Origin of the sequence: Desulfohalobium retbaense DSM 5692, assembly GCF_000024325.1 — a bacterium.
GTDB lineage: Bacteria > Desulfobacterota > Desulfovibrionia > Desulfovibrionales > Desulfohalobiaceae > Desulfohalobium > Desulfohalobium retbaense.
Genome location: NC_013223.1, coordinates 225,749 through 248,888, shown reverse-complemented (window position 1 = coordinate 248,888; position 23,140 = coordinate 225,749). Strand labels below are relative to the sequence as shown.

General features: G+C 58.5%; 19 protein-coding genes. 12 read left to right on the top strand and 7 right to left on the bottom strand.

Annotation, left to right across the window (positions count from 1 at the left end; all coding sequences use genetic code 11):
- The first annotated feature begins 53 nt into the window (after positions 1-53).
- The 6 genes from DRET_RS00975 to DRET_RS00950 are packed head-to-tail and all read left to right on the top strand — an operon-like array spanning position 54 to position 5,815.
- Entirely contained in the window at positions 54-2,036 is a 1,983-nt protein-coding gene (locus tag DRET_RS00975; RefSeq protein WP_015750657.1) for a CoB--CoM heterodisulfide reductase iron-sulfur subunit A family protein, read from the top strand.
- Complete coding sequence (locus tag DRET_RS13855) at positions 2,003-2,449, top strand: hydrogenase iron-sulfur subunit (protein WP_015750656.1); 447 nt, start codon at positions 2,003-2,005, stop codon at positions 2,447-2,449. Before DRET_RS00975 ends, DRET_RS13855 begins: the two co-directional genes overlap by 34 nt.
- A gap of 27 nt (positions 2,450-2,476) precedes the next feature.
- Positions 2,477-3,433 carry a 4Fe-4S dicluster domain-containing protein gene (locus DRET_RS00965; protein WP_015750655.1) on the top strand — a complete coding sequence of 319 codons (957 nt, stop codon included), beginning with the start codon at positions 2,477-2,479 and terminating at the stop codon, positions 3,431-3,433.
- Positions 3,433-4,482 carry a 4Fe-4S dicluster domain-containing protein gene (locus DRET_RS00960; protein WP_015750654.1) on the top strand — a complete coding sequence of 350 codons (1,050 nt, stop codon included), beginning with the start codon at positions 3,433-3,435 and terminating at the stop codon, positions 4,480-4,482. The genes DRET_RS00965 and DRET_RS00960 overlap by 1 nt, the downstream gene beginning before the upstream one ends.
- Positions 4,475-5,320, top strand: a complete 846-nt coding sequence (locus DRET_RS00955) for an FAD/NAD(P)-binding protein (protein WP_015750653.1) — start codon at positions 4,475-4,477, stop codon at positions 5,318-5,320. The genes DRET_RS00960 and DRET_RS00955 overlap by 8 nt, the downstream gene beginning before the upstream one ends.
- A 15-nt stretch (positions 5,321-5,335) precedes the next feature.
- Positions 5,336-5,815, top strand: a complete 480-nt coding sequence (locus tag DRET_RS00950) for a ferritin-like domain-containing protein (RefSeq protein WP_015750652.1) — start codon at positions 5,336-5,338, stop codon at positions 5,813-5,815.
- Positions 5,816-5,961: 146 nt separating this feature from the next.
- On the opposite strand, the gene DRET_RS00945 is transcribed toward DRET_RS00950, so the two are convergent.
- On the bottom strand, positions 5,962-6,906 hold the full coding sequence (locus DRET_RS00945) for a patatin-like phospholipase family protein (protein WP_015750651.1): 945 nt from the start codon (positions 6,904-6,906) through the stop codon (positions 5,962-5,964).
- Between the two features lie 258 nt (positions 6,907-7,164).
- On the opposite strand from DRET_RS00945, the gene DRET_RS00940 reads away from it, so the two are divergent.
- On the top strand, positions 7,165-7,800 hold the full coding sequence (locus DRET_RS00940; protein ID WP_015750650.1) for a LexA family transcriptional regulator: 636 nt from the start codon (positions 7,165-7,167) through the stop codon (positions 7,798-7,800).
- A 132-nt stretch (positions 7,801-7,932) separates the two neighbouring features.
- Positions 7,933-8,094, top strand: coding sequence for a hypothetical protein (locus DRET_RS13725; RefSeq protein ID WP_015750649.1), 162 nt, complete (start codon positions 7,933-7,935; stop codon positions 8,092-8,094).
- 133 nt (positions 8,095-8,227) lie between these two features.
- Here the strand turns inward: DRET_RS13725 and DRET_RS00935 are convergent, their stop codons facing one another.
- The 6 genes from DRET_RS00935 to DRET_RS00910 form a co-directional block, all read right to left on the bottom strand.
- The gene (locus tag DRET_RS00935) at positions 8,228-9,529 is read right to left on the bottom strand and encodes a BaiN/RdsA family NAD(P)/FAD-dependent oxidoreductase (RefSeq protein WP_015750648.1); all 1,302 of its coding nucleotides are present in this window, start codon (positions 9,527-9,529) and stop codon (positions 8,228-8,230) included.
- 229 nt (positions 9,530-9,758) lie between these two features.
- A complete protein-coding gene (locus DRET_RS12805; protein ID WP_015750647.1) occupies positions 9,759-12,191 on the bottom strand; it encodes an ATP-binding protein in 2,433 nt (810 codons plus the stop codon).
- A gap of 65 nt (positions 12,192-12,256) precedes the next feature.
- Positions 12,257-13,399 (bottom strand): polyamine ABC transporter substrate-binding protein, encoded by a 1,143-nt coding sequence (locus tag DRET_RS00925; RefSeq protein WP_083777051.1) that lies wholly within the window; start codon positions 13,397-13,399, stop codon positions 12,257-12,259.
- Positions 13,396-15,063 carry a two-component system sensor histidine kinase NtrB gene (locus DRET_RS00920; RefSeq protein ID WP_015750645.1) on the bottom strand — a complete coding sequence of 556 codons (1,668 nt, stop codon included), beginning with the start codon at positions 15,061-15,063 and terminating at the stop codon, positions 13,396-13,398. The genes DRET_RS00925 and DRET_RS00920 overlap by 4 nt, the downstream gene beginning before the upstream one ends.
- Entirely contained in the window at positions 15,029-15,814 is a 786-nt protein-coding gene (locus DRET_RS00915) for a MogA/MoaB family molybdenum cofactor biosynthesis protein (protein ID WP_015750644.1), read from the bottom strand. Before DRET_RS00915 ends, DRET_RS00920 begins: the two co-directional genes overlap by 35 nt.
- Positions 15,815-15,997: 183 nt before the next feature.
- Positions 15,998-16,597: a MarC family protein gene (locus DRET_RS00910; protein ID WP_015750643.1), complete on the bottom strand. Its 600-nt coding sequence runs from the start codon at positions 16,595-16,597 to the stop codon at positions 15,998-16,000.
- 435 nt (positions 16,598-17,032) lie between these two features.
- Here DRET_RS00910 and DRET_RS12800 point away from each other — a divergent pair, with 435 nt between their 5' ends.
- The 4 genes from DRET_RS12800 (at position 17,033) to DRET_RS00890 (ending at position 22,576) form a co-directional block, all read left to right on the top strand.
- Complete coding sequence (locus DRET_RS12800; RefSeq protein WP_015750642.1) at positions 17,033-18,319, top strand: OmpA family protein; 1,287 nt, start codon at positions 17,033-17,035, stop codon at positions 18,317-18,319.
- Between the two features lie 174 nt (positions 18,320-18,493).
- Positions 18,494-20,317, top strand: coding sequence for an extracellular solute-binding protein (locus tag DRET_RS00900; protein WP_015750641.1), 1,824 nt, complete (start codon positions 18,494-18,496; stop codon positions 20,315-20,317).
- A gap of 113 nt (positions 20,318-20,430) precedes the next feature.
- Positions 20,431-21,525: a microcin C ABC transporter permease YejB gene (locus DRET_RS00895; RefSeq protein ID WP_015750640.1), complete on the top strand. Its 1,095-nt coding sequence runs from the start codon at positions 20,431-20,433 to the stop codon at positions 21,523-21,525.
- 7 nt (positions 21,526-21,532) lie between these two features.
- The gene (locus DRET_RS00890; RefSeq protein WP_015750639.1) at positions 21,533-22,576 is read left to right on the top strand and encodes an ABC transporter permease; all 1,044 of its coding nucleotides are present in this window, start codon (positions 21,533-21,535) and stop codon (positions 22,574-22,576) included.
- Positions 22,577-23,140: the final 564 nt, after the last annotated feature.

The following is a 23,140-nucleotide window of genomic DNA, read 5'->3' as shown; positions in this document are numbered from 1 at the left end:
CCGTCGCGACCGAGCCCCGTTTATCGGGGCAGCCTAAGCAAGGAGTCAACGCAATGCGAATCGGCGTTTTTGTCTGCCACTGCGGCAGCAATATCGCGGGAACAGTCAACGTCCAGGAAGTGGCTGAAACCGCCCGGGACTTTCCGGAAGTGGCCTTTGCCACAGACACCATGTACGCCTGTTCCGAACCGGGCCAGGAGGGGATCGTCCAGGCCGTCCAGGAAAAGGGGTTGGATGGCGTGGTGGTGGCCTCGTGCACCCCGCGCATGCACGAGCCAACCTTTCGCCGGGCGGTGCAACGCGCCGGCCTCAATGCGTACATGTTTGAGATGGCCAACATCCGCGAGCACGTCTCCTGGGTCTCCAAGGACGTCGCCGCCAATACGGACAAGGCCTCTGAACTCATCCGCATGGCCGTGGAAAAACTGCGCCGCGACCGGCCTTTGATCTCGGAAAAATTCGACGTCACCAAACGGGTCATGGTCATCGGCGGAGGCGTGGCCGGCATTCAGGCCGCCCTCGATTGCGCTGACGGCGGCCTCGAGGTCGTGCTGGTCGAAAAGTCCTCCACGATCGGCGGGAAAATGGCCAAGCTCGACAAGACCTTCCCTACGGTGGACTGTTCCTCGTGTGTCCTTGGGCCCAAAATGGTCGACGTCGCCATGCATCCGAACATCACCCTGTACGCCTATTCGGAGATCGAGTCCCTGGGCGGTTATGTCGGCAATTTCGAGGCCACGGTCCGGCGCAAGGCCACCTATGTCGACTGGGAGAAGTGCACCGGCTGCGGCCTGTGCATGGAAAAATGCCCCAGCAAAAAGGCCTACGACTATTTCAACGAAGGCATCTCGACGACCACGGCCATCAATATTCCCTTCCCGCAGGCCACACCCAAGAAAGCGACCATTGACGCGGACTATTGCCGTCGCTTCACCAAAGGCAAATGCGGCGTCTGCGCCAAGGTCTGCCCGACCGAGGCCATCAACTTCGAGATGCAAGACGAGATCGTCACCGAAAAGATCGGCGCGGTCATCACCGCCACCGGCTACGATCTCTTTGACCATTCCAAATACGGTGAGTACGGCGGCGGGCGGTTTGCCGACGTCATCACCTCCATGCAGTACGAACGAATCCTGAACGCCTCCGGCCCCACGGGGGGGCATATCAAACGCCCCTCTGACGGCAAGGAACCGGAAAACGTCGTTTTCATCCAATGCGTCGGCAGTCGGGACAAGTCCGTAAACCGGCCCTATTGTTCCGGCTTTTGCTGCATGTACACGGCCAAGCAAACGATCCTGACCAAGGACCACCTCCCCGAATCCCAGTCCTATGTCTTCTACATGGACATCCGGGCCCCTGGGAAAATGTACGACGAATTCACCCGGCGGGCCATGGAGGAATATGGAGCCAACTATATCCGCGGCCGGGTCTCGATGATCTACCCCAAGGGCGAGCGCTATGTTGTGCGGGGTGTGGACACCCTGCTCGGCACCCAGGTGGAGATCGACGCCGACCTGGTCGTTCTCGCGGTCGGAGCGGAATGTGCTGACGGCGCGGAAAAATTGGCCGAAACCCTGCGCATCTCCTACGACACCTATGGCTTCTACATGGAAAGCCACCCCAAGCTGCGCCCGGTGGAGACCAACACCGCCGGTGTCTATCTCGCCGGAGCCTGCCAGGGAGCCAAGGACATTCCAGCCTCTGTCGGACAGGGGTCCGCGGCGGCCTCCAAGGTCCTGGCCCTGTTTTCCAAGGATCAACTCGAAGCCGATCCGCAAGTGGCCCAGGTCCAACTGGCGCGCTGTGTGGGCTGTTTCAAGTGTGTGAACACCTGTCCTTTCGGCGCCATTCAGGAAAGCCAGGACCGCGGCGGCAACCCCAAGGCCGAAGTCATCGCCTCGGTCTGCCAGGGCTGCGGCATATGTAACGTGACCTGCCCCCAGGGCGCCATCCAGCTCCAACACTTCACCGACAATCAAATCCTCGCGGAGGTCAGTGCCTTATGTCAGCCCAAGATGGAAACAAGCTCCGCATAGTGGGCTTTCTGTGTAATTGGTGTTCGTACGGCGGGGCGGACACCGCCGGTGTCTCGCGCTTCGAACAGCCGATGGATTTGCGCATTGTGCGGCTGCCCTGCACCGGGCGCGCCAACCCGCTTTTTATCATGAAGGCCTTTTTTGGCGGGGCGGACGGTGTGCTCGTTTCAGGCTGCCACCCTCGGGACTGCCACTATTCTGAGGGCAATTACTACGCCCGCCGGAGGCTGGAGCTGCTCAAACGGACCTTGCCGGTGCTGGGCATCGATCCGGAACGATTTGAGTACACCTGGGTCTCCGCCTCTGAGGGCAAACGGTGGCAGACCGTCGTTACCCGCTTTACCGAGCGCATCCACACCCTGGGACCGGCCCCGGCCATTGAAAAGCAATGCGCTCCGGCCCTTCAAGCCTAGCATCCATCGAACCCAGAGGAGGACAGGGTGTCGCAACTGGAACAATTACAAGACGCAATCCGGCACAAACTGCCGGAGTTAGACATGGTGATCGCCTGGGGCACGGGGTTCGATCCCTTGCATGCCACCCCGCTTTTCATTCGTGAACAGGGCGATCTGGACAAGATGACCTGGGGGCCGCTGTGCGTGCACAATCTGGCCACCTATCTGCCGGGACTCAAGGGCAAAAAGGTCGGGGTCGTGGTCAAGGGCTGCGACAGCCGCTCCATTGTCCAATTGCTCGAGGAATCCTTGATCGAGCGGGAGAACCTGACTGTTTTCGGACTGCCCTGCGAGGGCATCGTCGATCTGGCCAAGGTCGAAGAAGCCCTCGGGCCAGAGGCTGGCTTTGTTCGCGAGGTCCGCGAGGAAGGTGACGCTCTGGTGGTGCAGACCGACTCCGGGGACCACCGGCTCTCTATTGCGGAGCTGCGGCCCCAAAAATGCCTCTCCTGCCGCTACCCCAACCCGATCATTGCCGACCAGGTCCTTGGCGAGCCGCGGGAGCCGGTAAAGGATCCGACGGACCCGGATCTCGAAGCCCTCGAGGCCATGAGCTACGACGAACGCATGCAGTACTGGACAGCCCAGCTCGATCGCTGCATCCGCTGTTACGCCTGCCGCAACGCCTGCCCCATGTGCGTCTGCCGTGACCATTGCATCGCCCAGACCCGGGACCCGCAATGGATCAGTCAGGAGACCGGAGTAGCTGAAAAATGGCTTTTCCAGATCATCCACGCCCAGCACTTGGCCGGCCGGTGCACCGAGTGCGGGGAATGTGAGCGGGCATGCCCCATGGATATCCCCATTTTGACGCTCAAGCGCAAAATGAACAGGGAGATCAAAGAGATGTTCGATTTCGAGGCAGGCACAGACCCCGAAGCCACACCGCCGCTGTTCACGTTCCAAGTGGAAGAGGCGAAGATCAACGAGAGAGGATGGTAATGGGTGCGACCAAATTCATAGCCGCTCAGGATCTCCCGCGTTGGCTGACCGAATTGCAACAGACGCGACAGGTCTATGTACCGGTTCAGGACAAACAGAGCGTGGTCTTCGCCCCCTTTTCGGAGCAGGCCGAGCTCGTGCTGGACCGCCAGCCGACAACCCCTCCTAAAGAGGTCGTTTTCCCGCAGACCGAGGAGCTGGTGCATTACAAATACACCAAACGCGAGGACGATCCGGGCCGCAACGACATCGAGATCGAATCCCGCCCCGAGGCTCCGGCCGCAGTGGTAGTCGGCTGCCGGCCTTGCGGTGCCCGCGGCTTTGCCACGTACGACCGGGTCTACACCTCGGACGCCGTGTGTGACCCGTTTTACAAGTCTCGTCGGGAGCAGACCGCGTTTGTCAGTATTGCCTGCAAACGTCCTGAGAACTCCTGCTTTTGTCATTGGACGGGAGGCGGCCCTGCAGACACCACTGGTTCAGACGTCCTGCTCACGGAAGTTGAGGGCGGCTACGTCGCCGAAGCGTGCACCGACACCGGAGAGGCCCTGCTCTCCTCCACCCTCTTTGGCGAGGCCGGAGGCAAAGAAGCGGCGGCAAAGACCCAACACGAAGAAGCCCTTGCGGCCATGGGCACTGCCCCCGATCTTTCCGACGTCCCGGCCAAGCTCCTCAAGCTCTTTGAAGACATGGACTTCTGGGAAGCTATGTCCGCGAAATGTATCGCCTGCGGGGCGTGTACCTATCTGTGCCCGACCTGCTACTGCTTCAATATCACCGATGAAGGCAGCGGGTATGAAGGGCGCCGAGTGCGGACCTGGGATACCTGCATGTCCTTTTTGTTCACCCTGGAAGCCAGCATGCACAACCCCCGACCGACCAAGGCCCACCGCTTGCGCAACCGGGTGGGGCACAAATTCTGCTATTACCCGGATCTGCATGAGGGGGCGATCGCCTGCTGTGGATGTGGGCGCTGCATCAAACACTGCCCGGTCGCGGTCGATATCCGGGAAATAGTCCTGCGCGCCAAGGAGGAGGCCAATGGTTAACTATTGTACCAACGACAACCCCTACCTCCCGGAACTGGCGACTATCCAGGAGGTCATAGAGGAAACCCAGAATATCAAAACCTTCCGGGTCACCCTGGACGACGAGGAAAAGATGCGTTCCTTTTCCTTTGAGCCGGGCCAGGTCGGCCAACTTTCCGTCTTCGGTACTGGCGAGTCGACCTTTGTCATCAATTCTCCGCCAAGCCGCATGGAATATCTCCAGTTCAGCGTCATGCGAGCCGGAGAAGTGACCACCAAGCTCCACGACCTCAGAGCCGGGGACAAGGTGGGTGTCCGGGCGCCGCTGGGCAATTGGTTTCCCTACCAGCAGATGCAGGGCAAAAATATCCTTTTTATCGGCGGCGGCATTGGCATGGCCCCTTTGCGGACCCTGCTTTTGTACATGCTCGACAACCGCGACGACTACGGCCAGATCAAGCTCATCTACGGCGCACGCGGACCGTATGACCTGACCTACCGCGGGGAGATCCCTGAATGGGAGGCCCGCGACGATCTGGACCTCGTTTTGACCGTAGACCGCGAACACCCGGACTGGGACAAACGCGTCGGGCTCATCCCCCACGTTCTTCTTGAGGAGGAACCTTCTCCGGAAAATACGGTGGCCGTGACCTGCGGCCCGCCGATCATGATCAAGTTTACCATCGAAGCCTTGAAGAAACTCGGCTTCGAGGACGAGCAGATCATCACCACGTTGGAAAAACGGATGAAGTGCGGCATCGGCCTATGTGGCCGTTGCAACATCGGCACCCACTATGTCTGTGTCGATGGGCCGGTGTTCTCCTACGCCCAACTCAAACAGCTCCCTTCGGAGCTCTAGTCTGCGGAGGTTGTCATGGCGGGAATTTTTACAGCCGGCGATATCGTTGAGGCCGCGATTCAGGTCGAGACCAAAGGCGAGAGCTTTTACAAGCGGGTAGCCGGCAAGGCGGCCAATGAGCAGGTCCGTGATCTGTTTCTCTATCTCGGCGGAGAGGAGATCAAACACCGGGAGACCTTCCAGGGCCTGCTGCAGCGGGTTGGTCAGTTTGAACTCCCGGCCTGGTCCACGGACCAGGAATATCAGGAATATCTCGAATCCCTCGTTGAATCACACATCCTGTTCGGCGACGGGCTTGGGGACACCATTTTGACCCATATGCAAAGCGAGGCCGAGGCCTTGCGCTTCGCCATGGGTTTTGAGAAGGACACCATCTTGTTTTTTATGGAAATGCGTGAACTCGTGCCCGAAAGTGAAAAACGCTTCGTGCAGGAGTGCATAGAAGAAGAACGCGACCATCTGCGCAAGTTGCGGACCATGCTCAAATCACTCTAGCTTGCGGCGCAAAAAGCACCCTGAATTCGTATCTGGTGGATGAATCATCACCGCCCCATGGACGCGGGTCCATGGCCAACAAAGCCGGCTGTCGCGAAAGCGCGACAGCCGGCTTTGTAAGTAACCGTCCCAGATACCGGACCGGATTACAGGGAATCCAGATTGTTGAGAAAATCCTGCACAGCCTGACGTCCGGCCTCGATAGTCGAGGCGGCGTGATGGAAATCCATGAGCCGAACGCCATTTATCTGCGGCTGGAGCAAAAATTCCGGACGTGTCGTCTGCAGATGGGCTTGCTGGACCGCTCGCTGCATAATCGTGATCGAATGCAGCATGGTGTCGACAATGCCTTTTTCAAAGGCCGTTTTTTTCCGCTGAGAGTTGGTGTTGCCCAACCAGTTCTGCACCAACTGAAACAGATACGTCTGACTTGACCCCAGGACCTTATGCCAGGTTGAAGGGATTTCCGGCACGGCCTCCTCATGTTCGGCTGTTTCATTTTCCCTGGTCTCCAAGGGCAGGACCATTTGTGAATTGACATCCACGGCAATAATGATTTCAGCCCCGAGATCACGGCAGACATTGACGGGTAACGGATTGACCAGCCCACCGTCCAAAAGGAAGGTCCCCTCCCAGGGAGCCGGTGTGAACAGGCCTGGGATAGAAATACTGCCCCGAATGGCGGAGCGCAAATCTCCCTGCTGCAAGACCAACTCCTTGCCCGTCAGAGCTTCGGTGGCCACGACTGCTAAAGCAGGAGCGCACGCCTCAATCTTCTCGACGGTAAAAAAGGAACTGTTGAATTCCAGAATCCGGTCGCCATTGATCAGACCTGACCGCGGCACTACCGGATCCATCATGGCCAGCGTATCCTTTCGGGTCCAATGCTGAATACGCTCGATATAATCCTGAAAACGTCCGCCGCTATATAACGCCCCCACCAAAGCTCCGGCGCTGCTACCGGCAATGCAGCAGGGGTGGATACCGGCCCTATCCAACTCGTCCAAAACGCCCAGATGGGCGAACCCTCGTGCGGCTCCGCAACTCAGGGCTATGCCGATCTTTTTTTGGCGCAAGGCCTCGATATGCATATATTTTTCTCCATTTTTCAGCACGCCTGGCACCACGAAGAGGGCGATGCACCTCTCCTCGGGCAGGAAGGCACGCCGTAATATCTGCGCTTGGGGCAGATACCGCCGCCCAAGCGGAAAATTTCGAGCGAACCCAAATTACCTCTTGCCATGGAGGCTGACAAATGTTTATATAAAGCAACAGAAGAACACATCACCACCATCTGTTTTTCCTTTGCCGCGCCTGCAAAGATAAACCCAACCAACGCCCGGTCGGATATGCATATAGAATTTGATCTCTTTTTCAAGCGTCTCCAAGAGGCGCTGGGCATCACGACCCAGTCAGAGCTGGCCAATCTCCTCCAGGTCAACCGCTCTGCCGTGACCCAGGCCAAACGCACCGGAGAAGTCCCGCAACGGTGGGTCTGGCAACTCTCACGCCACCTGGGGCTCAATCGGACCTGGCTGGAAACCGGACAAGGTCCAATGCGCCCCGGGCCGGATACCTTTGCAACCATCCCCAAAGTCAAAGCCCGTCTGAGCGCCGGTGGCGGCTCCTTTGAAACGGAACAGGCCGTGGAGGGCTATTATTCCTTCCGCCGTGACTGGCTCCGGGGGAAGGGACAACCCGGTTGCATGGTCCTTATGGACATCATGGGCGACAGCATGGAACCCGAACTCAAGGAAGGGGACACCGTCCTGGTGGATCAAAACCAGCAGGAGATCTATGCCGGGGGAATGTATGCCATGGGCGTGGAAGACACCGTCATGGTCAAGCGTGTGGAAAAGCATCCGAACAAACTGGTGCTTTTGAGTACCAACCAGCGGTACACCCCCATTGTGCTGCAAGGAGACGAAATCGAGGCCGTGACCTGTATCGGTCGCATTCTCTGGGTGGGACGCGAACTCCTCTGATCCAGGCTGGGCCAATGCATGGGCGCACCTGACCTCCCGGCGCGACTTTCTGGCATGCGGCCTTCAGGCCGTTTTTTTCGACCACCGCTGTTAAGTAAAATAAACACTTACGCAACAACCAAGGAGACGGTCATGCAAAAACGGTATTGCACGTGTGGACGAACCATCTGGGTCAATTATTACCACACGAACCAGGGCTGGATTCCTCAACTCAATCGGCACGCGCATCCTCAGGAAACCCTGCGCATCTGTCCCAACTGCGGCCGCATTCTCGATATCAATCGCTTGCCGTAACTGGGAAGTCACTCCTTTTGCAAAACGGCCATTCTGTTTCCTTGTGGAACGGACAGGAATCCTCTGCTGCCTTGGAGCGAGTTTTTTCAGGCCCTGAAGCACAATCTCAGAGCCGGGCCCAGAACGCTGACAACTATCCGGTTGACCTGCTCACAGCGATCCCGGCTGCTTCGCCGGCGACCACGCCGGTGGAAAAAGCTGCCTGAAGATTGTACCCGCCGGTGTCAGCGGCCAGATCAAGGATTTCTCCGGCCAGGTACAATCCAGGAACCAGCTTGGACTGCATCGTGCGCGGATCAACTTCTTGAAGAGCCACCCCACCGGCGGTGACAATCGCTTCCTCAAAGCCGCGATACCCGGTCAGGGGCAAAGGAAAATACTTGAGCCACATTTTCAGATTCCGCCGCTGACGAGCGGTCATCTGCCCGGCCTGGAGACTGCCATCCAGGCCAGTGGCTTCAAGACAGATGGGGATCAGGCTGGTCGGCAACAGATCGCGCAACCAATTGGCAATCTGCTTTTTTCCTTTGTGCTGGATATCGCGGAGCAAACGGGCGTCCAATTTTGTCTCGTCGAGTGCCGGTTTGAGGTCAATGCAAAGTTCCGGGCACTCTCCGTTTCGCAACAGATCCACGGCCTGCTGGCTCAGTTCCAGCACCACCGGACCCGAGACCCCGAAATGGGTGAAGACCATCTCCCCGAAAGCCTGGGCCGTTTTCTTGCCCCTTAACCACAGACTGACCTCGACATTGCGCAGGCTCAATCCCTGCAATCGGGCGGCCGTGTCCCCCGCGGTCTCCAACGGCACCAAGGCGGGACGACACGGCACCACCGTGTGGCCCAAGGCGGTCATCCAGGAGGCCCCCTCCCCCGTCGATCCGGTCTGCGGATAGGAGGCTCCTCCGGTGGCCACGATAAGGGCATGACACGGCCACACGGATTCCCCCTGCTCCCCGCGAATCCGGACACCCGTCACCCGGTCACGAGTCGCCGTTACACCGAGCACCTCAGTGTGTGTCTGCACCCTCACCCCCCCTTTCTTAACCCACTCCGTAAGCCGCGAAGCTACAGCAGGTGCCCGCAGGTGTTCGGGGAAGACCCGGCCGCCACGCTCGACCACCGTGGCGATGCCGATAGAGGCAAACAGCTCTTGCAAATCCTGAGGCGAAAACCGGTTCAGGGCTTGGCGCAAAAACCGCCCCTGGGTGCCGAAATGCGCCAGAAATTCACGCAACGGGGCGGCATTGGTCACATTGCATCGGCCTTTGCCGGTTATTCCCAATTTGAGTCCCGGCTTGTGCATCTTTTCCAGGAGGACAACCTCTGCTCCCTGCCGCGCGGCATATCCGGCGGCAAGTAAGCCGGCTGGGCCGCCCCCGATCACTATAACCCGGGGATTCGCTCTCCGGTCACCGGGTTCACGTTTTCCCTTCATTCCGGCACAACCCTCATAGCTGTGAAAAACTTCTTGACTGATTGTTGAAAACTTCCTTCTACCACTGATCGTTCAAAAATCCCAAGGACAAGGCAGCGAATAGTCTCAGGTCGCAGCGCACATATTCGTCCGTGAGAGCTTGGACGCTTTGCAGCTGTCTGCCATGGGGAAATGAGAAACGATTTGCCAACACAAGCCCCTGGTTCAAGGAGGAGACTGTGGATTGAGCTCAAGGCTGATGCAGGATCTGGGACGTGCCGGTGTGGATGTGCTGAAGCAGTTCGAGCAGATAGGCCCTGCACACTGGTTTGGGTAAATACTGTGAGCACCCGGCCGCGTAAAGCTTTGAAACCTCTTCGGCGTTCGTGTGCGCGGTCATAGCCACCACAGGGATAGCGTTGCCCCCTGTGGCCTGTTCCCGGGCCCTGATCCGGCGCGTAGCCGTGATTCCGTCCATGACCGGCATCTGGATATCCATCAACACGACATCATACCTGTCGCGTTCGAGTGCCTCCAGAGCTGCGGCCCCATTCTCCACCGCAGAAACGCGACAGCCGGTTCCTTCAAGAAAAAAACGGATCAACATGCTGTTATTCGGAGTGTCCTCTGCCAGAAGCACCTGGAGTCCGGTCAGATCCGGCACCTCCTCCGCGGGCTGGGGGACGACGGTGGCTGGCGCAGCAGAATCTGTCCGCTCAAGCGGCACAAGAAAAAAGAAATCGCTACCGCGACCGAGACGACTCTCGACCCAGATCCGCCCCCCCATGGCCTCAAGCAGTTGGCGGCTGATCGCCAACCCCAGTCCGCTGCCCGAATTGGGCAGCCCTGAGGAGGAATCCAGTTGAGAGAACGGTTCGAAAATAGTCTCCAGGGACTCCTGAGGAATACCTTCTCCGGTATCCGAAACGCGGAAAAGGACCCCTGTCTGCTCGGCGGGAGTCACTTCGACCAACACTCGTCCTTGAGGGGTGAATTTCATGGCGTTATTGAGGAGATTGACCAGGATTTGCCGCAGCCGCACCGGATCGCCGAGATACGTGCCCCGAACCGCCAAGGCGATTTTCTTATTGAGGATAAGCCCTTTCTCCTGCGCGGCGAGTTCAACCACGTCGATCGCCTCCTGAACCATCTGCTCAAGGGAAAAGACCTCTCTGGCCAACTGGAGCCGCCCCCGCTCCAGACGGGCCACATCAAGCAGGTTGGTAATCAGGGACAGCAGGGTCTTTCCCGAGGACTTGCCCATGCGCAGATATTTCCGCTGCCGGGCATCGAGTTCAGTTTTTTCCAAAAGATCTGAGGCGCCAAGCAAGGCGTTCATCGGGGTCCGGATTTCATGACTCAGTCCGGACAAAAAGTCGCTTTTAGCCCTGTTGGCGCGTTCGGCTTCTTCTTTGGCTTTGGACAAGGCCGCTGTTCTGTCGCGGACCTGCTTGTCCAAAGTGGCGATCTGCGACTGCAAGGCCTTGCGCATGCGCTCGAAACTCGCCGCCAGATCGCCGATCTCATCGCGAGGATAAACACCAGGATTTTCTTGGAGGTTCCCTTTGGAAATCCGCTCCGCAGCCGAAGTCAACCTGGAGAGCGGGCGTCCGATTCCCCGGGAAATCACAAGTGCGAGCACAAGAGAAAGCACCAGGGTCACGGCCAGGGTTATAAAAAGCACACTTTGGAGTCGCAGGCTTTCGTGTTGGGCCGCACTCGACAAATGGGCGACCTCTTTGACCCGGGTATCCAGTGACGTCGATAATTGTCGCGCCGCCTGGACATGACTGTACACCGAGGCTTCAGGGAGCAGAAAATCGACCACCAATTTGCCGGGCACGGCCTCGGCCTCGAAATGGCGCATGGGCCCCAGCTGTGCCTCGACCTCGGCCATGGATCGGCCAGCCGCATTTGCCGAACGTCCCGCGACCACCGTTCCGTCCGGGGTCTTCCAGACCAGATCCCCTCCGTGTCCGGATTTGCTTCCCAGATACGCCATGAGAGCCGGAAGGCTGACCTCAAAACTCAAATAGCCTTTTACCTTGCCCGCTTTCTGGTTGTAGCGGTTCCACAAGTACCGCAAGGGCATGATCACGGCCAGGCGGTAGACAGGCGCCCCCTTGTTCTGGCCCTGGTAGAGAGTAGAGATATGCTGGGCATCGGCGTGCAATTCCCGTTGAATCTGACTCCACCACGGTGGCTTCCGCTTTTGTCTCCCGGCTTTTTGCAAAGGAGGCACCCCTTGATGGAGCAGGCTTACGCCATTGTCGTCCACAAGGCGGATCGCAGAAAGGTGGAAATTCTTGAGCGCCTGCTCCAGTTCGGGATACAGCTGCATAGCCAGATATTCCCGCCCGGAGGGATGCGAATGCATGTACAGGGTCAGCGTTGTACTGCTGCCCAGGAGTTGCTGCACCTGAGTCAGAAATTGGTGGTAATTCTGAAGACTCCGGGCCGCCTCCCGAGCCACAAGACGGTAATCGGACTCGGCTTGACGCTCGATCAATCGGGCCAGCGTGTGCACTCGTTCAGCCTTGTCGGCTAAAACTTCCGAACCGGAGACAAGTTGCGTCGTATCGCTGGCCAAATGGTCGAAAAGCCCCTCGGCCCAGAGTCCGAAGACAAGGACAGGAAGCACCAGGGGCAAAACGGCCAAGAGGAGTTTGGTGTGAAGACGCATACGAGCCTACTGCTGAGAGCACCTGCTGTTCCCGTGCAACAGGCCTCCGGTGTTATAAAACGGCTTCATTGGCCGGGGGGATGGGAATGGTGCTTGGAGACGATATCGCGCCACATCCCTTCCATGTGTGACGAGGTGATATCCGCGCGGCTCAAGACAGGGTACATCCCCAGGGGGATGTGCAGCAGGGGATCGCCTGAAGGCAGCAGCCCCCCACCGCTGATTTTTTCGGCCGCCCGGGCATTTGCGGGGATGTAGAGCAGATTCCGCGCCGCCTCATACTGGACCTCGGGGCTGATCATGTAATCAATAAACGCATACGCCAATTGGGGGTGGCGCACACCGCGCGGAATAATAAATCCATCTCCCCAAATCTCCGCCCCCTCGGTCGGAAGGGCGTAGCCGATGCGCTCAGCTCCCCATTTGCGCTGCATACGGGCCGCGGCCCCGGAATACCCGATCGTCATCCAGATCTGCCCCTGGCCAAGTAGCTTTTCCAGATAGACATGGTCCGAGGTGATAACCTCCCACATCTGCCGGCGTTCCATCCCGCGCAGCAGATCAGCAGCCTGCTGCAGCAACGACGGATCCTCCCGCAATTTTCCAAACCCCAAGTGCTCAAAAGCACATAAAAACATGGAGTAGGCCGAATCCAGAGCCCCGATCCGCCCCTGCAAGGAAGCCTTTGGTTTGAAATAGTCCTCCCAGGAAACCGGCGGTTGATCAAGCAGATCACGCCTGTAGATAATCCCTGTGGTCCCGGAGAGATACGGCACGAAATACAGCCCGTTTAAAGCTGAATTCACCTTGAGATAGGCCTTTGCCACCTGCGGTAAGTGAGCAAGTTGCTCCCGAGGAATCGAACGCAACAGGCCGGCTTTATGCAGGTATTGTACATCACAGGCCGAATAGACAACGACATCGTAATACCCTTGCATGGTCAGCAAGCGGTCCCGCAACTCTATCTCGTTGACCACTTCATCGACCTCAATACGGCACCCGTGGCGTGCGGCAAACTCTTGCAAGACCTTTGAGCGGGCGTAAATCCCTTTTTCTTCAGGAATATCTGGATCAAAGGGAAAATAATTCTTCCAGTTCAAGACATGCAGCGTCGGCTGGTCCTGCTTTTCGGCACACGCCGGCGCTTCCGGAAATCCGAGACAGGACACAACGACGAGCCCCGCCAATACAAGACGCCAAACCATCATCGCTCTCCAAATACGGGGATCGTTGACTCATACACAAGACGCGCCTCTCCCCCACCGCCGGCCGCATTGCGCAATTCAATCCAGCACCGATTCTGATGGGCCAACCGCTGGGCAATAGACAGTCCCAGACCGGAGCCCTGCTCTTTGGTGGTCACAAAGGGGTCAAAAATTTTCCGCTCCTGCCCTGGCAGGATCCCGGAGCCGGAATCCACGACGGCGAGCCCCCTGCCCTCTTCATCAGCTAGCTGCTCGACCCGGACCAGGCCGTGCCCCTGGCTGGCCACAGACTCGGCTGCGTTGCGCACCAGATTCAAAAGGACCTGGTGCAGATGGTGCCGATCCGCCCACCACGTCTCCCGGCCCACCCCCCGTGCAACCGCAAAATCAACGCCAGGGAATTCATACCGGCACACGCTCAAAACATCCTCGACGACGTCCTCGATTTCCACGCTTTCTGGCTGAGGCGGATTGGGACGCGCGTAATTCAAAAAATCCCGAAGCAACACATCAAGTCGGCCGATATCGCGCTGCACAACACCATGGAGGCGGTGCAACTGCTCGGGCGGGACATCCCCTTGTTCGGCGAGTTGCAGTCCGGCTTTGATTCCCGCCAAGGGATTTTTCATTTCATGGGCCAAACCAGCAGCCAATTCGCCTATGGTGGCCATTTTTTCCATCTCCCGGACCCGTTGCTCCAGGCGGCGGATCTCGGTGATATCCGCGAACAATACCAGCGTGCTCTGCTGATCCGGGGCTAAAAGCATCCGCACCCCGTAAACACGCTGGTCGGGGTCCTGCACTTCGTCACGTTCCCGGCGGCCGTCATGGCGCCATTTTTGCCAATAAGGATCAAAGGCCGGAAACACATCGCGAAGGGGACGGCCAAGAACGCTATCCAATCGGTGTTCGCCGGCCATAAGCAGAGCCTGTCTGTTGGCCGAGGTGACCTCGCCACGCGTATTGAGAACCATGAGCCCGCTATCCATCCAGTCCAGAACTTTGGCTTTCAGGGCTTCGGCCTCTTCCAGGGCCTGTTCCTGCCGCCGCAAACGGGCAAAAAGTTTCTCCGTTTCGCTCCGGCTTGAACGCACCAGGAGAATGACAAGCCCCAATCCGACCCATTGCAGCGACAGATAATACCCCAACTGTCCCGGGGCCCCTTGCAGATGCCAAATCTCCGGCCAGACGACCTGAACCGCACCGAGTCCTCCCATGAGCACGGCCACGCCGACGCCTATGGCCAGTGAAGGCCGTCGCCCGAGCACACGCCCATGAAAAAAAACGATGCCCCAGAAGAGGAAGGTAAACGGACTCGAAACGCCACCGGTTAAGACGACAAGGACAAGGGCCAGAACAATATCCGTTCCCAATTGCGTGCCGACCAGCCAACTCGTGGAAACGAACCGTTTCCACGAGAGCAAAAACACAATATTGAGCAGAAAACCGGCAACCAGCGCCACCGTATAGAGCACCTCGCCGCCGTAGCGGAACATGAACTCCGGCGTGGTGTCTCCGCCCCAGATAAGGGCCTGGGGAATGAGCAAAAGTCCGAGGCAGACAAGACGAACGATGCCGGCGGCCAGAACAAGTCGGTGCCGGTCGTCGCTGCCCAGAGCTGATGCAGTTGTCTCAGTTGATGCGGGCGCAGTCGGCGGGGTCGCCATGGATCTTGTCCAAGGTATGTTGCAGGGCGGGCAGGATGGACTCCAGATTCTCACGCACCCCTTTGGGACTTCCCGGAAGATTGCAGATCAGGGTCTGTCCGGCCACTCCGGCCACGGCCCGGGAAATCATGCCATGCGGGGTTTTGGCCAGAGAACTGGCGGTCATGACCTGTTCGAATCCGGGCAAGCGCTTATCCAGAACCGCGAGCGTCGCCTCAGGTGTGATATCCCGAGGGGCGACCCCAGTGCCTCCGGTGGTGCAGATAAGGTCGAAACGATCGATGAAACTCAGGCGGTGCAGCACCCCACGCAGAATATCGCGGTCATCGGGTAGGACAAACCCCTGGATATAGGACAACGACAAGGTCTGGCCCAAGATCGAGGCAATGGACGGCCCGCTGGTGTCCTCGCGCTCTTGCCGCGCGCCTTTGTCGCTCATGGTCACCCAGGCCAGGGAAATACCCTGACGCACTGCATCGACCTGGATCGGGCTTTGTTCCGGTGGCAACTCACGCAAACTGCGAATCCACACCGCCGGGCAACTCGCTCCCTGACTTTGCGGAAGCCAGGTCGGAGCCTCTACCTGGGCCAGTGCCTGCCCGTCGGGCCCGTTGAGGTACATTCCGGCGGCAAGAGAGGCATACTGAGGAGACCTCATGGCGGACCCGGGAAACGTGCTTTCGCTTTGCAAAGCCACAAGAGCGCGGCCGGAGGCGGGGATGGTCTCCTCCCAATACAGGGTCAATGGCATACGTTTTCTTCCTTGTTTCAGTCCCGGTTCAGCGCACAGCGCGCCACTGCGAAATTTCCAGGAGCAATATTCTTTGTGCCAATTTTCGAACCATCAAACAAGCCTTTCCCGCCATTGCGGCCTCGGCGAAAACAGGAGGGCCGCCACCAATGGGGCGTGTCGGAATCGTTCGAGCCCTGCTGACTAGAACATGGATTCAACAAAAAGCCGGACACCGTCCTCGAGCATCTGGACCGCCACCAAGATCAGGATCAACCCCATCAATCGCTCGGCGGCCTTGATGCCGCGCTTTCCCAGGATGCGTTGCAACGAAGGGGCGGAGAGCATAATGCCCAATGAACCCAACCAGGCTACGAAAACAGCAAGAAACAAGACCGCCTGACGCTCTTCACGGTGGGCGTAGAGCATGACCGCAGCCAAGAGCGATGGCCCAGCGATAAACGGCGTGGCGATGGGGACAATAAACGGGTCCTTGTCGTCGCCGCCCACAGGCCCTTGGTCCTCTGGAAAGATCAATTTCAAAGAGATGATAAACAGGATCAAGCCCCCGGCAACCCTGAGCGTAGACTGGTGGATGGCCAGCAACTCCAGAAGCCATTTCCCGAGCACTTGAAAGAGGACAATGAGCACTAAAGCGATGACGAGTTCGCGAAAGATAATGCGCCGCTGTTTGGGCGGGGAATAGCCTTTGAGGATAGCCAGGCAGGTAGCGGAGTTGGCGATGGGGTCCATGATCAAAAATAAGGGAAAGGCGAGTTCAAAAACCAGACGCAGCGTTTCCATGCAAAACTCCCCTTGTCAGCAAGGGCCATTTCGTGTGTATAAAAGATAAAGCCTGACCCCGTGGCGGGTCCTGCACAAACCGATTCCGGGGTGTTGCCCGCGCCTGGCCTGTCCCAATGGATTGAGCAGGCAGCAGGCTCTTTTTCCCACTATGCTTGGAGGGTCTCGGCACTAGGCCCCTCCCCTCTTTTTCCTGACTGCAAGCAGCAGTTCAAACGCGGTTCACGGATTCATGAAAAATGAAAGATATGCGCACACCTTTTGGAGCGAATACGTCCGATGCCCGCAACACCGGTATACGGGCACCGGGCGTATGGATAAAAAGCGCCTGCCTTGCTTTTTTGCGCTTGTCAAACCTGTGTAACCCTATTATCTTCCGGGGAAAGTGGACAAATCTCTCAAACAGTCGATCCTGTCCCCAAAAGGAGGCCTCTTATGCATTGTAAACGTTTACTCCACATTCTCATTTTCACTCTGGCTCTCGCCTGCCTGCCCATGACGGCTCTGGGCGAGAATCTGCAACAGCCCAAGGTGGACAATTTCCTCTTTGTTGCGGACATCTCCGGTTCCATGGGACAAAGTTACCTTGACTCCGGCAACAGCAAAGCAATGACCGCCAAAGAATTGATGGGCCGCCTCAATCAGGCCATCCCCAATCTGGACTACCAGTCCGGCCTGTACACGGCAGCCCCCTCCAAACAGGTGGCGCCCTGGGCCCTGTACCGGACAACACGCTACGCCCAAGCTATCGCCAACGTGCCGGACACGGTTCGTAAACTCGGTTTTATCGGCTACCCCACCCCACTGGCGGACGGGCTCAACAATCTTGCCCCAGCGCTGGACACAGCTGAAGGCTCCACAGCCATCATCCTGTTTTCCGATGGCCAGGCCAACACAGGCGGCAATCCGGTCCAGGCCGCCCAGGCCTTGTATGAGGCCTATCCCCAGATCTGCATCCACACCGTAAGTCTGGCGAACTCGGGCTCCGGGCAGGCCACTCTGGATGCCATTGCCAATCTGCGGGACTGCTCCGTGTCCACGACCGCAGCCGCTCTCGACGCCCCGGCGGCCTTGAACGCTTTTGTCCAGCGGGTTTTCTATACCCAGCTCAAGGACAGTGACGGCGACGGCGTTCTCGACAGCAAGGATCAATGCCCGGGGACCCCGCAGGGCGTCAGTGTTGATGAACGCGGCTGTGCTATCGACAGCGATGGCGACGGGGTCATCGATGCCAAAGATGAATGCCCCGGCACCCCCCAGGGCGTAGCGGTCGACTCCAAAGGCTGCCCTCTGGACAGTGACGGCGACGGGGTCATTGATGCCAAGGATGAGTGCCCCGGCACACCGCAAGGGGTGCAGGTGGACGAAAAAGGGTGTCCGGTGCCCATGGACGTCTCTATCAGCATCCTGTTTGATATCGACAAGAGCGTTGTCCGCGGCGACTACCACGACGAACTGGCCGATGCCACCGCCATGCTGAACAAGAACCCCGAAGCCAATGCGGTTATTGAAGGCCACACCGACAGCACTGCTTCGGCGGCTTACAACATGGAACTCTCCAAGAAACGGGCTCAGAGCGTCCGGGATTACCTGGTCGACACATTCGACATTGATCCGCAACGCCTGAGCACCAAGGCTTACGGCGAAAGTCAGCCAACAGCCACCAACACGACCCGCTTTGGGCGCAAATTGAACCGCCGCGTGGTCATCACACTCCAGTAAACCACGCGATCAAGCAAGCTAGGCCCGTCGGAGACACGCTCCGGCGGGCCTTTTTCGTGTCCCTGAAATTGCGGCGCGTACGAGAACTTGCTATGCAGGCAAAGAGGCTGGCGCTTCGCGCCGCACGCGAGGCTACACCGAGCTTCCCCAACCAATCGAACACCTGGAGCCCCTATGTCCTGGTTGTTGTACCGCCTTGCCATCCTGCTCATGGCGAGCACCTGCTGCGTCCTCCCTGTGCGCTCGGCCTTTGCCGCCCACGCCCTGGCCATGAATGGTGAACCAAAATACAGCGCTGACTTCACCCATTTTGCCTACGCCAATCCGCAGGCGCCCAAGGGCGGTCATGTCCGCCGAGCCGCCATCGGCACCTTTGACACCTTCAATCCCTATGTTCCCAAAGGCATGGCGCCGCAGGGAATCGGCCTTATCTACGACACCCTGTGTGTCCAGTCCATGGACGAACCATTCACGGCTTACGGCCTTCTGGCGCAAGACATAACCGTGCCCCCGGATCGCTCCTGGGTGCGCTTTACGCTTCGCGAAAACGCCCGTTTCCACGACGGCCACCCCGTGCACGCCGAGGATGTGGCCTTCACTTTTGAGCTGCTCATGGCAAAAGGGAGTCCAACATATGCAAACTATTACGGGGACGTGAGCGAGGTCGAGGTTCTGGGCCCCAGACAAATCCGCTTCACTTTCGAGCACGCCAACAACCGTGAACTGCCGCTTATCCTCGGCCAGCTGCCGGTGCTGCCCAAGCATTTCTGGAAAGGGAAGGATTTCACTTCAGCCGGATTGACACGCCCCCTGGGCAGCGGCCCGTATACCATCGAGACGTTCAAGCCCGGACATTTTGTGCGCTACAAACGCGTTGCCTCCTATTGGGGCGCTGACCTTGCCGTGAACACCGGGCGCTACAATTTTGATTCCCTGCAATACGACTATTTTCGGGACACCACTGTGGCCTTGGAGGCATTCAAGGCCGGTGAGTACGATTTCCGACAAGAAAACACCGCCAAACACTGGGCCACGGCCTACACCGGTCCAGCGGTGGACCAAGGGCATATTGTCAAGGAACGCATCCCCCATGACCGACCTCAAGGTATGCAGGCCTTTATCTACAACACCCGGCGGCCTCTGTTCAGCGATCCCGAAGTCCGGCGGGCCTTGGCCTACGCCTTTGATTTCGAATGGACCAACTCCCAGCTGTTTTACGGCCAGTACACGCGGACCAAAAGTTATTTTTCCAATTCTGAACTCGCCGCACAGGGACCGCCTGCCCCGGAGGAACTGGCTCTGCTCGAACCGCACCGCAGCCACCTCCCCGAAGAAGCACTGACCTCGGCCTACACCGTGCCCAGCACCGAAACAACGCCCCTGCGCCAAAACCTCCGGCAAGGTCTGCGCCTCTTGCGCCGGGCGGGGTGGACGATGCAAGACGGGCAACTGGTGCACAAGCAAACGGGAAAATCGTTTCAATTTACCATATTGTTGCGTTCCCCGAGTTTCGAACGAGTCGTGCTGCCCTTCAAACGCAACCTGGCCAAACTGGGGATCACCATGGAGATCCGCCGCGTCGATGCCTCCCAATATGTCAACAGATTGCGGAGCTTCGATTTCGACATGCTCATAGCGACCCTGCCCCAATCCAATTCACCAGGAAACGAGCAGCGGTATTTCTGGACCTCCGAAGCCGCCTCCACCCCCGGGACCTACAACTATATGGGCGTCGACAACCCGGCCATCGACGCCCTGGTCGAACAAGTCGTCACCGCCCCGGACAGGGAAAGCCTCATCACCCGGTGCCGCGCCCTGGACCGCGCCCTGTTGTGGGGACACTACGTCATTCCCCAATGGCATCTCGGGGCCCTGCGCGTCGCGCGCTGGGATATTTTCGGTCGCCCGGAAAAGATGCCCCGCTACGGGCTCGATTTTTTCACCTGGTGGGTCGACCCGGACAAGGCCGCTGCCGTAAGAGCCTTTCAGGGGCGCTAGTCCAACGGGAACCAACACGATTCAAAGGGACTTGCTTTCCCAGCCGCACCCGGCACCCCTTAGGGGACCTCTTGCCGGGATGCCCGGCAGAACGCTTTATTCCTGGGAATGTCATGGGCAGCTATATCCTGCGCCGCCTCTTTCTGATGGTCCCCACCCTGCTGGGCATCCTGACCATCAATTTCTTTCTCATCCAGGCCGCTCCCGGCGGTCCAGTGGAACAATTTATGGCCAAGCTCCATGGCCAGGCCGGACGGTCCGTGGAACGCTTCGCTGGCAGCGAATCCGGGGATTTCCAGACCCAAACCCCAAACGGCGAGAACGATATCTCCTACAGGGGCGCTCAGGGCCTGGACCCGGAACTTGTGCAAAAGATCGAAAAACTCTACGGGTTCGACAAGCCCATGTGGCAGCGGTATATCCACATGCTGGGCAACTATCTGCGCTTCGACCTCGGGGACTCCTTTTTCCGCGAACGATCGGTCATGGGACTCATCCTCTCCAAACTCCCGGTTTCCGTGTCCCTCGGATTTTGGAGCACCCTGATCATTTACGCTGTCTCCATTCCCTTGGGCATTCGCAAAGCGCTGCACCACGGCTCGCGCTTTGACGTCTGGAGCAGTACGGCCATCATTGTCGGAAACGCTATCCCAGTCTTTTTATTTGCCATTTTACTTATTGTTCTTTTCGCTGGCGGCTCGTACTGGGATATCTTTCCCTTGCGGGGGCTGACCTCACCCGACTTTGCGGATCTCTCGCTGTGGGCAAAAATCAAGGATTATTTCTGGCATTTGACACTGCCGGTTCTCTCCATGGTCATTGGCGGCTTCGCGACCCTGACCCTGTTGACGAAGAACTCCTTTCTCGACGAGATCGGCAAGCAGTATGTGGTCACTGCCCGGGCCAAAGGGCTGACCGAAAAACGGATTCTTTATGGCCATGTCTTTCGCAACGCGATGCTGATCATCATCGCCGGATTTCCAGCCGCCTTTATCAGCATGTTTTTTACCGGCTCCCTGCTCATTGAGGTCATTTTTTCTCTGGACGGGCTGGGGCTGCTGGGCTTTGAATCCACGTTGCAACGCGATTATCCGGTCATGTTCGGCACCCTCTATATTTTCACTCTTATCGGCCTGCTGGCCAAACTCGCCAGCGACCTGACCTACACCCTTGTCGACCCCCGCATTGACTTTGAACGCCGGGATTGAGCACGTCATGCACCGTCTGTGGCACATACTCCGCCCGGGACCGCTGACCAGACGCCGCTGGGCCGCGTTCAAGACCAATAAACGCGGCTACTGGTCCATGTGGCTCTTTCTGCTGCTCTTCCTGGCCTCTCTGGGGGCCGAAGGCATCGCCAACGACAAGCCGTTGCTCGTGTGGTTCAAAGGTCAGATGTATGCCCCGGTCATCCGCTCCTATCCGGAAACCACTTTTGGCGGGGTCTTTCCTTCGGAAACCGATTACCGCGACCCCTTTGTCCAGGAACTCATTGAGGACAACGGCTGGATGCTCTGGCCACCTGTGCGGTACAGTTACGACACCATCAATTACGACCTCGACCAGCCGGCCCCCTCCCCGCCGAGCACAGAAAATTGGCTGGGGACGGACGATCACGGCCGGGATGTCCTGGCCCGGGTCATTTACGGATTTCGGGTTTCGGTCCTGTTTGGCCTTGTATTGACCGTATTGAGTTCACTTGTCGGAGTGATGGTAGGAGCCCTGCAGGGCTACTTCGGGGGCAGGGTGGATATACTGGGGCAACGATTTCTGGAGATCTGGTCCGGTTTGCCGGTCCTTTTTGTGCTCATCATCCTCTCGAGCTTTGTACAGCCAAGCTTCTGGTGGATTCTGGGCATCATGCTCCTGTTCAGCTGGATGCCCTTGGTGGACCTTGTTCGGGCGGAATTCCTGCGGGCGCGCAACATGGAGTTCGTCCTTGCCGCCCGGGCCCTGGGCGTGGGGCACGCCATGATCATGGCCAAACATATCCTTCCCAACGCCATGGTCGCGACCATGACGTTTCTGCCCTTCCTGCTCAACGGATCTATTACCACACTGACGTCACTGGATTTTCTCGGTTTCGGGTTGCCGGCCGGCTCCGCTTCGCTGGGCGAACTCCTTGCGCAGGGCAAGGCCAATCTCCATGCCCCCTGGATCGGTATCTCCAGTTTTATGGTCCTGGCCGGCCTTTTGACCCTCCTGGTCTTTATCGGGGAGGGAGCACGGGACGCCTTTGACCCGCGCCACACACAATAAAGCGCTGTCCAAGCCCCTTGTGGCTGACAAGAAACACCGCCTTATTCAGAATTCATCAACGCTCTTTTTCCAGGCCGAGGGACCAATTCCGGTACCGGGCACCACGAAAAAAATTGCCTCGACCCGGTTCCGGGATTGGGCGTCCGGCCTGGAAGGTGGTTCCAGCGCCCCAAGAATACGCGACGTATGCCTACGCCCCTGCTGGGGGTCACCGGCACCTCGCTACGAGAGCGCCCACGCTCTTTTTCCAGGCCGAGGGACCAATTCCGGTACCGGGCACCACGAAAAAAACTGCCTCGACCCGGTTCCGGGATTGGGCGTCCGGCCTGGAAGGTGGTTCCAGCGCCCCAAGAATCGGCGACGTATGCCTGCGCCCCTGCTGGGGGTCACCGGCACCTCGCTACGAGAGCGCCCACGCTCTTTTTCCAGGCCGAGGGACCAATTCCGGTACCGGGCACCACGAACATGCTATTCCAAGCACCCCGCTGCCAATTCAAGGCATTCCAGGATTGCCTTTTGCCCCGTTTTCTGCCACAGCGCGTTGGCTGAACCAAAGAGACGCCC

Bases quoted from the DNA above. Each gene is read 5' to 3' on its own strand.
- DRET_RS00940 (WP_015750650.1), top strand. From the start codon at position 7,165: ATGCATATAGAATTTGATCTCTTTTTCAAGCGTCTCCAAGAGGCGCTG.
- DRET_RS00945 (WP_015750651.1), bottom strand. From the start codon at position 6,906: ATGCATATCGAGGCCTTGCGCCAAAAAAAGATCGGCATAGCCCTGAGT.
- DRET_RS00960 (WP_015750654.1), top strand. From the start codon at position 3,433: ATGGGTGCGACCAAATTCATAGCCGCTCAGGATCTCCCGCGTTGGCTG.
- DRET_RS00925 (WP_083777051.1), bottom strand. From the start codon at position 13,399: ATGATGGTTTGGCGTCTTGTATTGGCGGGGCTCGTCGTTGTGTCCTGT.
- DRET_RS00910 (WP_015750643.1), bottom strand. From the start codon at position 16,597: ATGGAAACGCTGCGTCTGGTTTTTGAACTCGCCTTTCCCTTATTTTTG.
- DRET_RS12800 (WP_015750642.1), top strand. From the start codon at position 17,033: ATGCATTGTAAACGTTTACTCCACATTCTCATTTTCACTCTGGCTCTC.
- DRET_RS00935 (WP_015750648.1), bottom strand. From the start codon at position 9,529: ATGAAGGGAAAACGTGAACCCGGTGACCGGAGAGCGAATCCCCGGGTT.
- DRET_RS00920 (WP_015750645.1), bottom strand. From the start codon at position 15,063: ATGGCGACCCCGCCGACTGCGCCCGCATCAACTGAGACAACTGCATCA.
- DRET_RS00975 (WP_015750657.1), top strand. From the start codon at position 54: ATGCGAATCGGCGTTTTTGTCTGCCACTGCGGCAGCAATATCGCGGGA.
- DRET_RS13725 (WP_015750649.1), top strand. From the start codon at position 7,933: ATGCAAAAACGGTATTGCACGTGTGGACGAACCATCTGGGTCAATTAT.
- DRET_RS00915 (WP_015750644.1), bottom strand. From the start codon at position 15,814: ATGCCATTGACCCTGTATTGGGAGGAGACCATCCCCGCCTCCGGCCGC.
- DRET_RS00895 (WP_015750640.1), top strand. From the start codon at position 20,431: ATGGGCAGCTATATCCTGCGCCGCCTCTTTCTGATGGTCCCCACCCTG.
- DRET_RS00955 (WP_015750653.1), top strand. From the start codon at position 4,475: ATGGTTAACTATTGTACCAACGACAACCCCTACCTCCCGGAACTGGCG.
- DRET_RS13855 (WP_015750656.1), top strand. From the start codon at position 2,003: ATGTCAGCCCAAGATGGAAACAAGCTCCGCATAGTGGGCTTTCTGTGT.
- DRET_RS00890 (WP_015750639.1), top strand. From the start codon at position 21,533: ATGCACCGTCTGTGGCACATACTCCGCCCGGGACCGCTGACCAGACGC.
- DRET_RS00950 (WP_015750652.1), top strand. From the start codon at position 5,336: ATGGCGGGAATTTTTACAGCCGGCGATATCGTTGAGGCCGCGATTCAG.
- DRET_RS00900 (WP_015750641.1), top strand. From the start codon at position 18,494: ATGTCCTGGTTGTTGTACCGCCTTGCCATCCTGCTCATGGCGAGCACC.
- DRET_RS12805 (WP_015750647.1), bottom strand. From the start codon at position 12,191: ATGCGTCTTCACACCAAACTCCTCTTGGCCGTTTTGCCCCTGGTGCTT.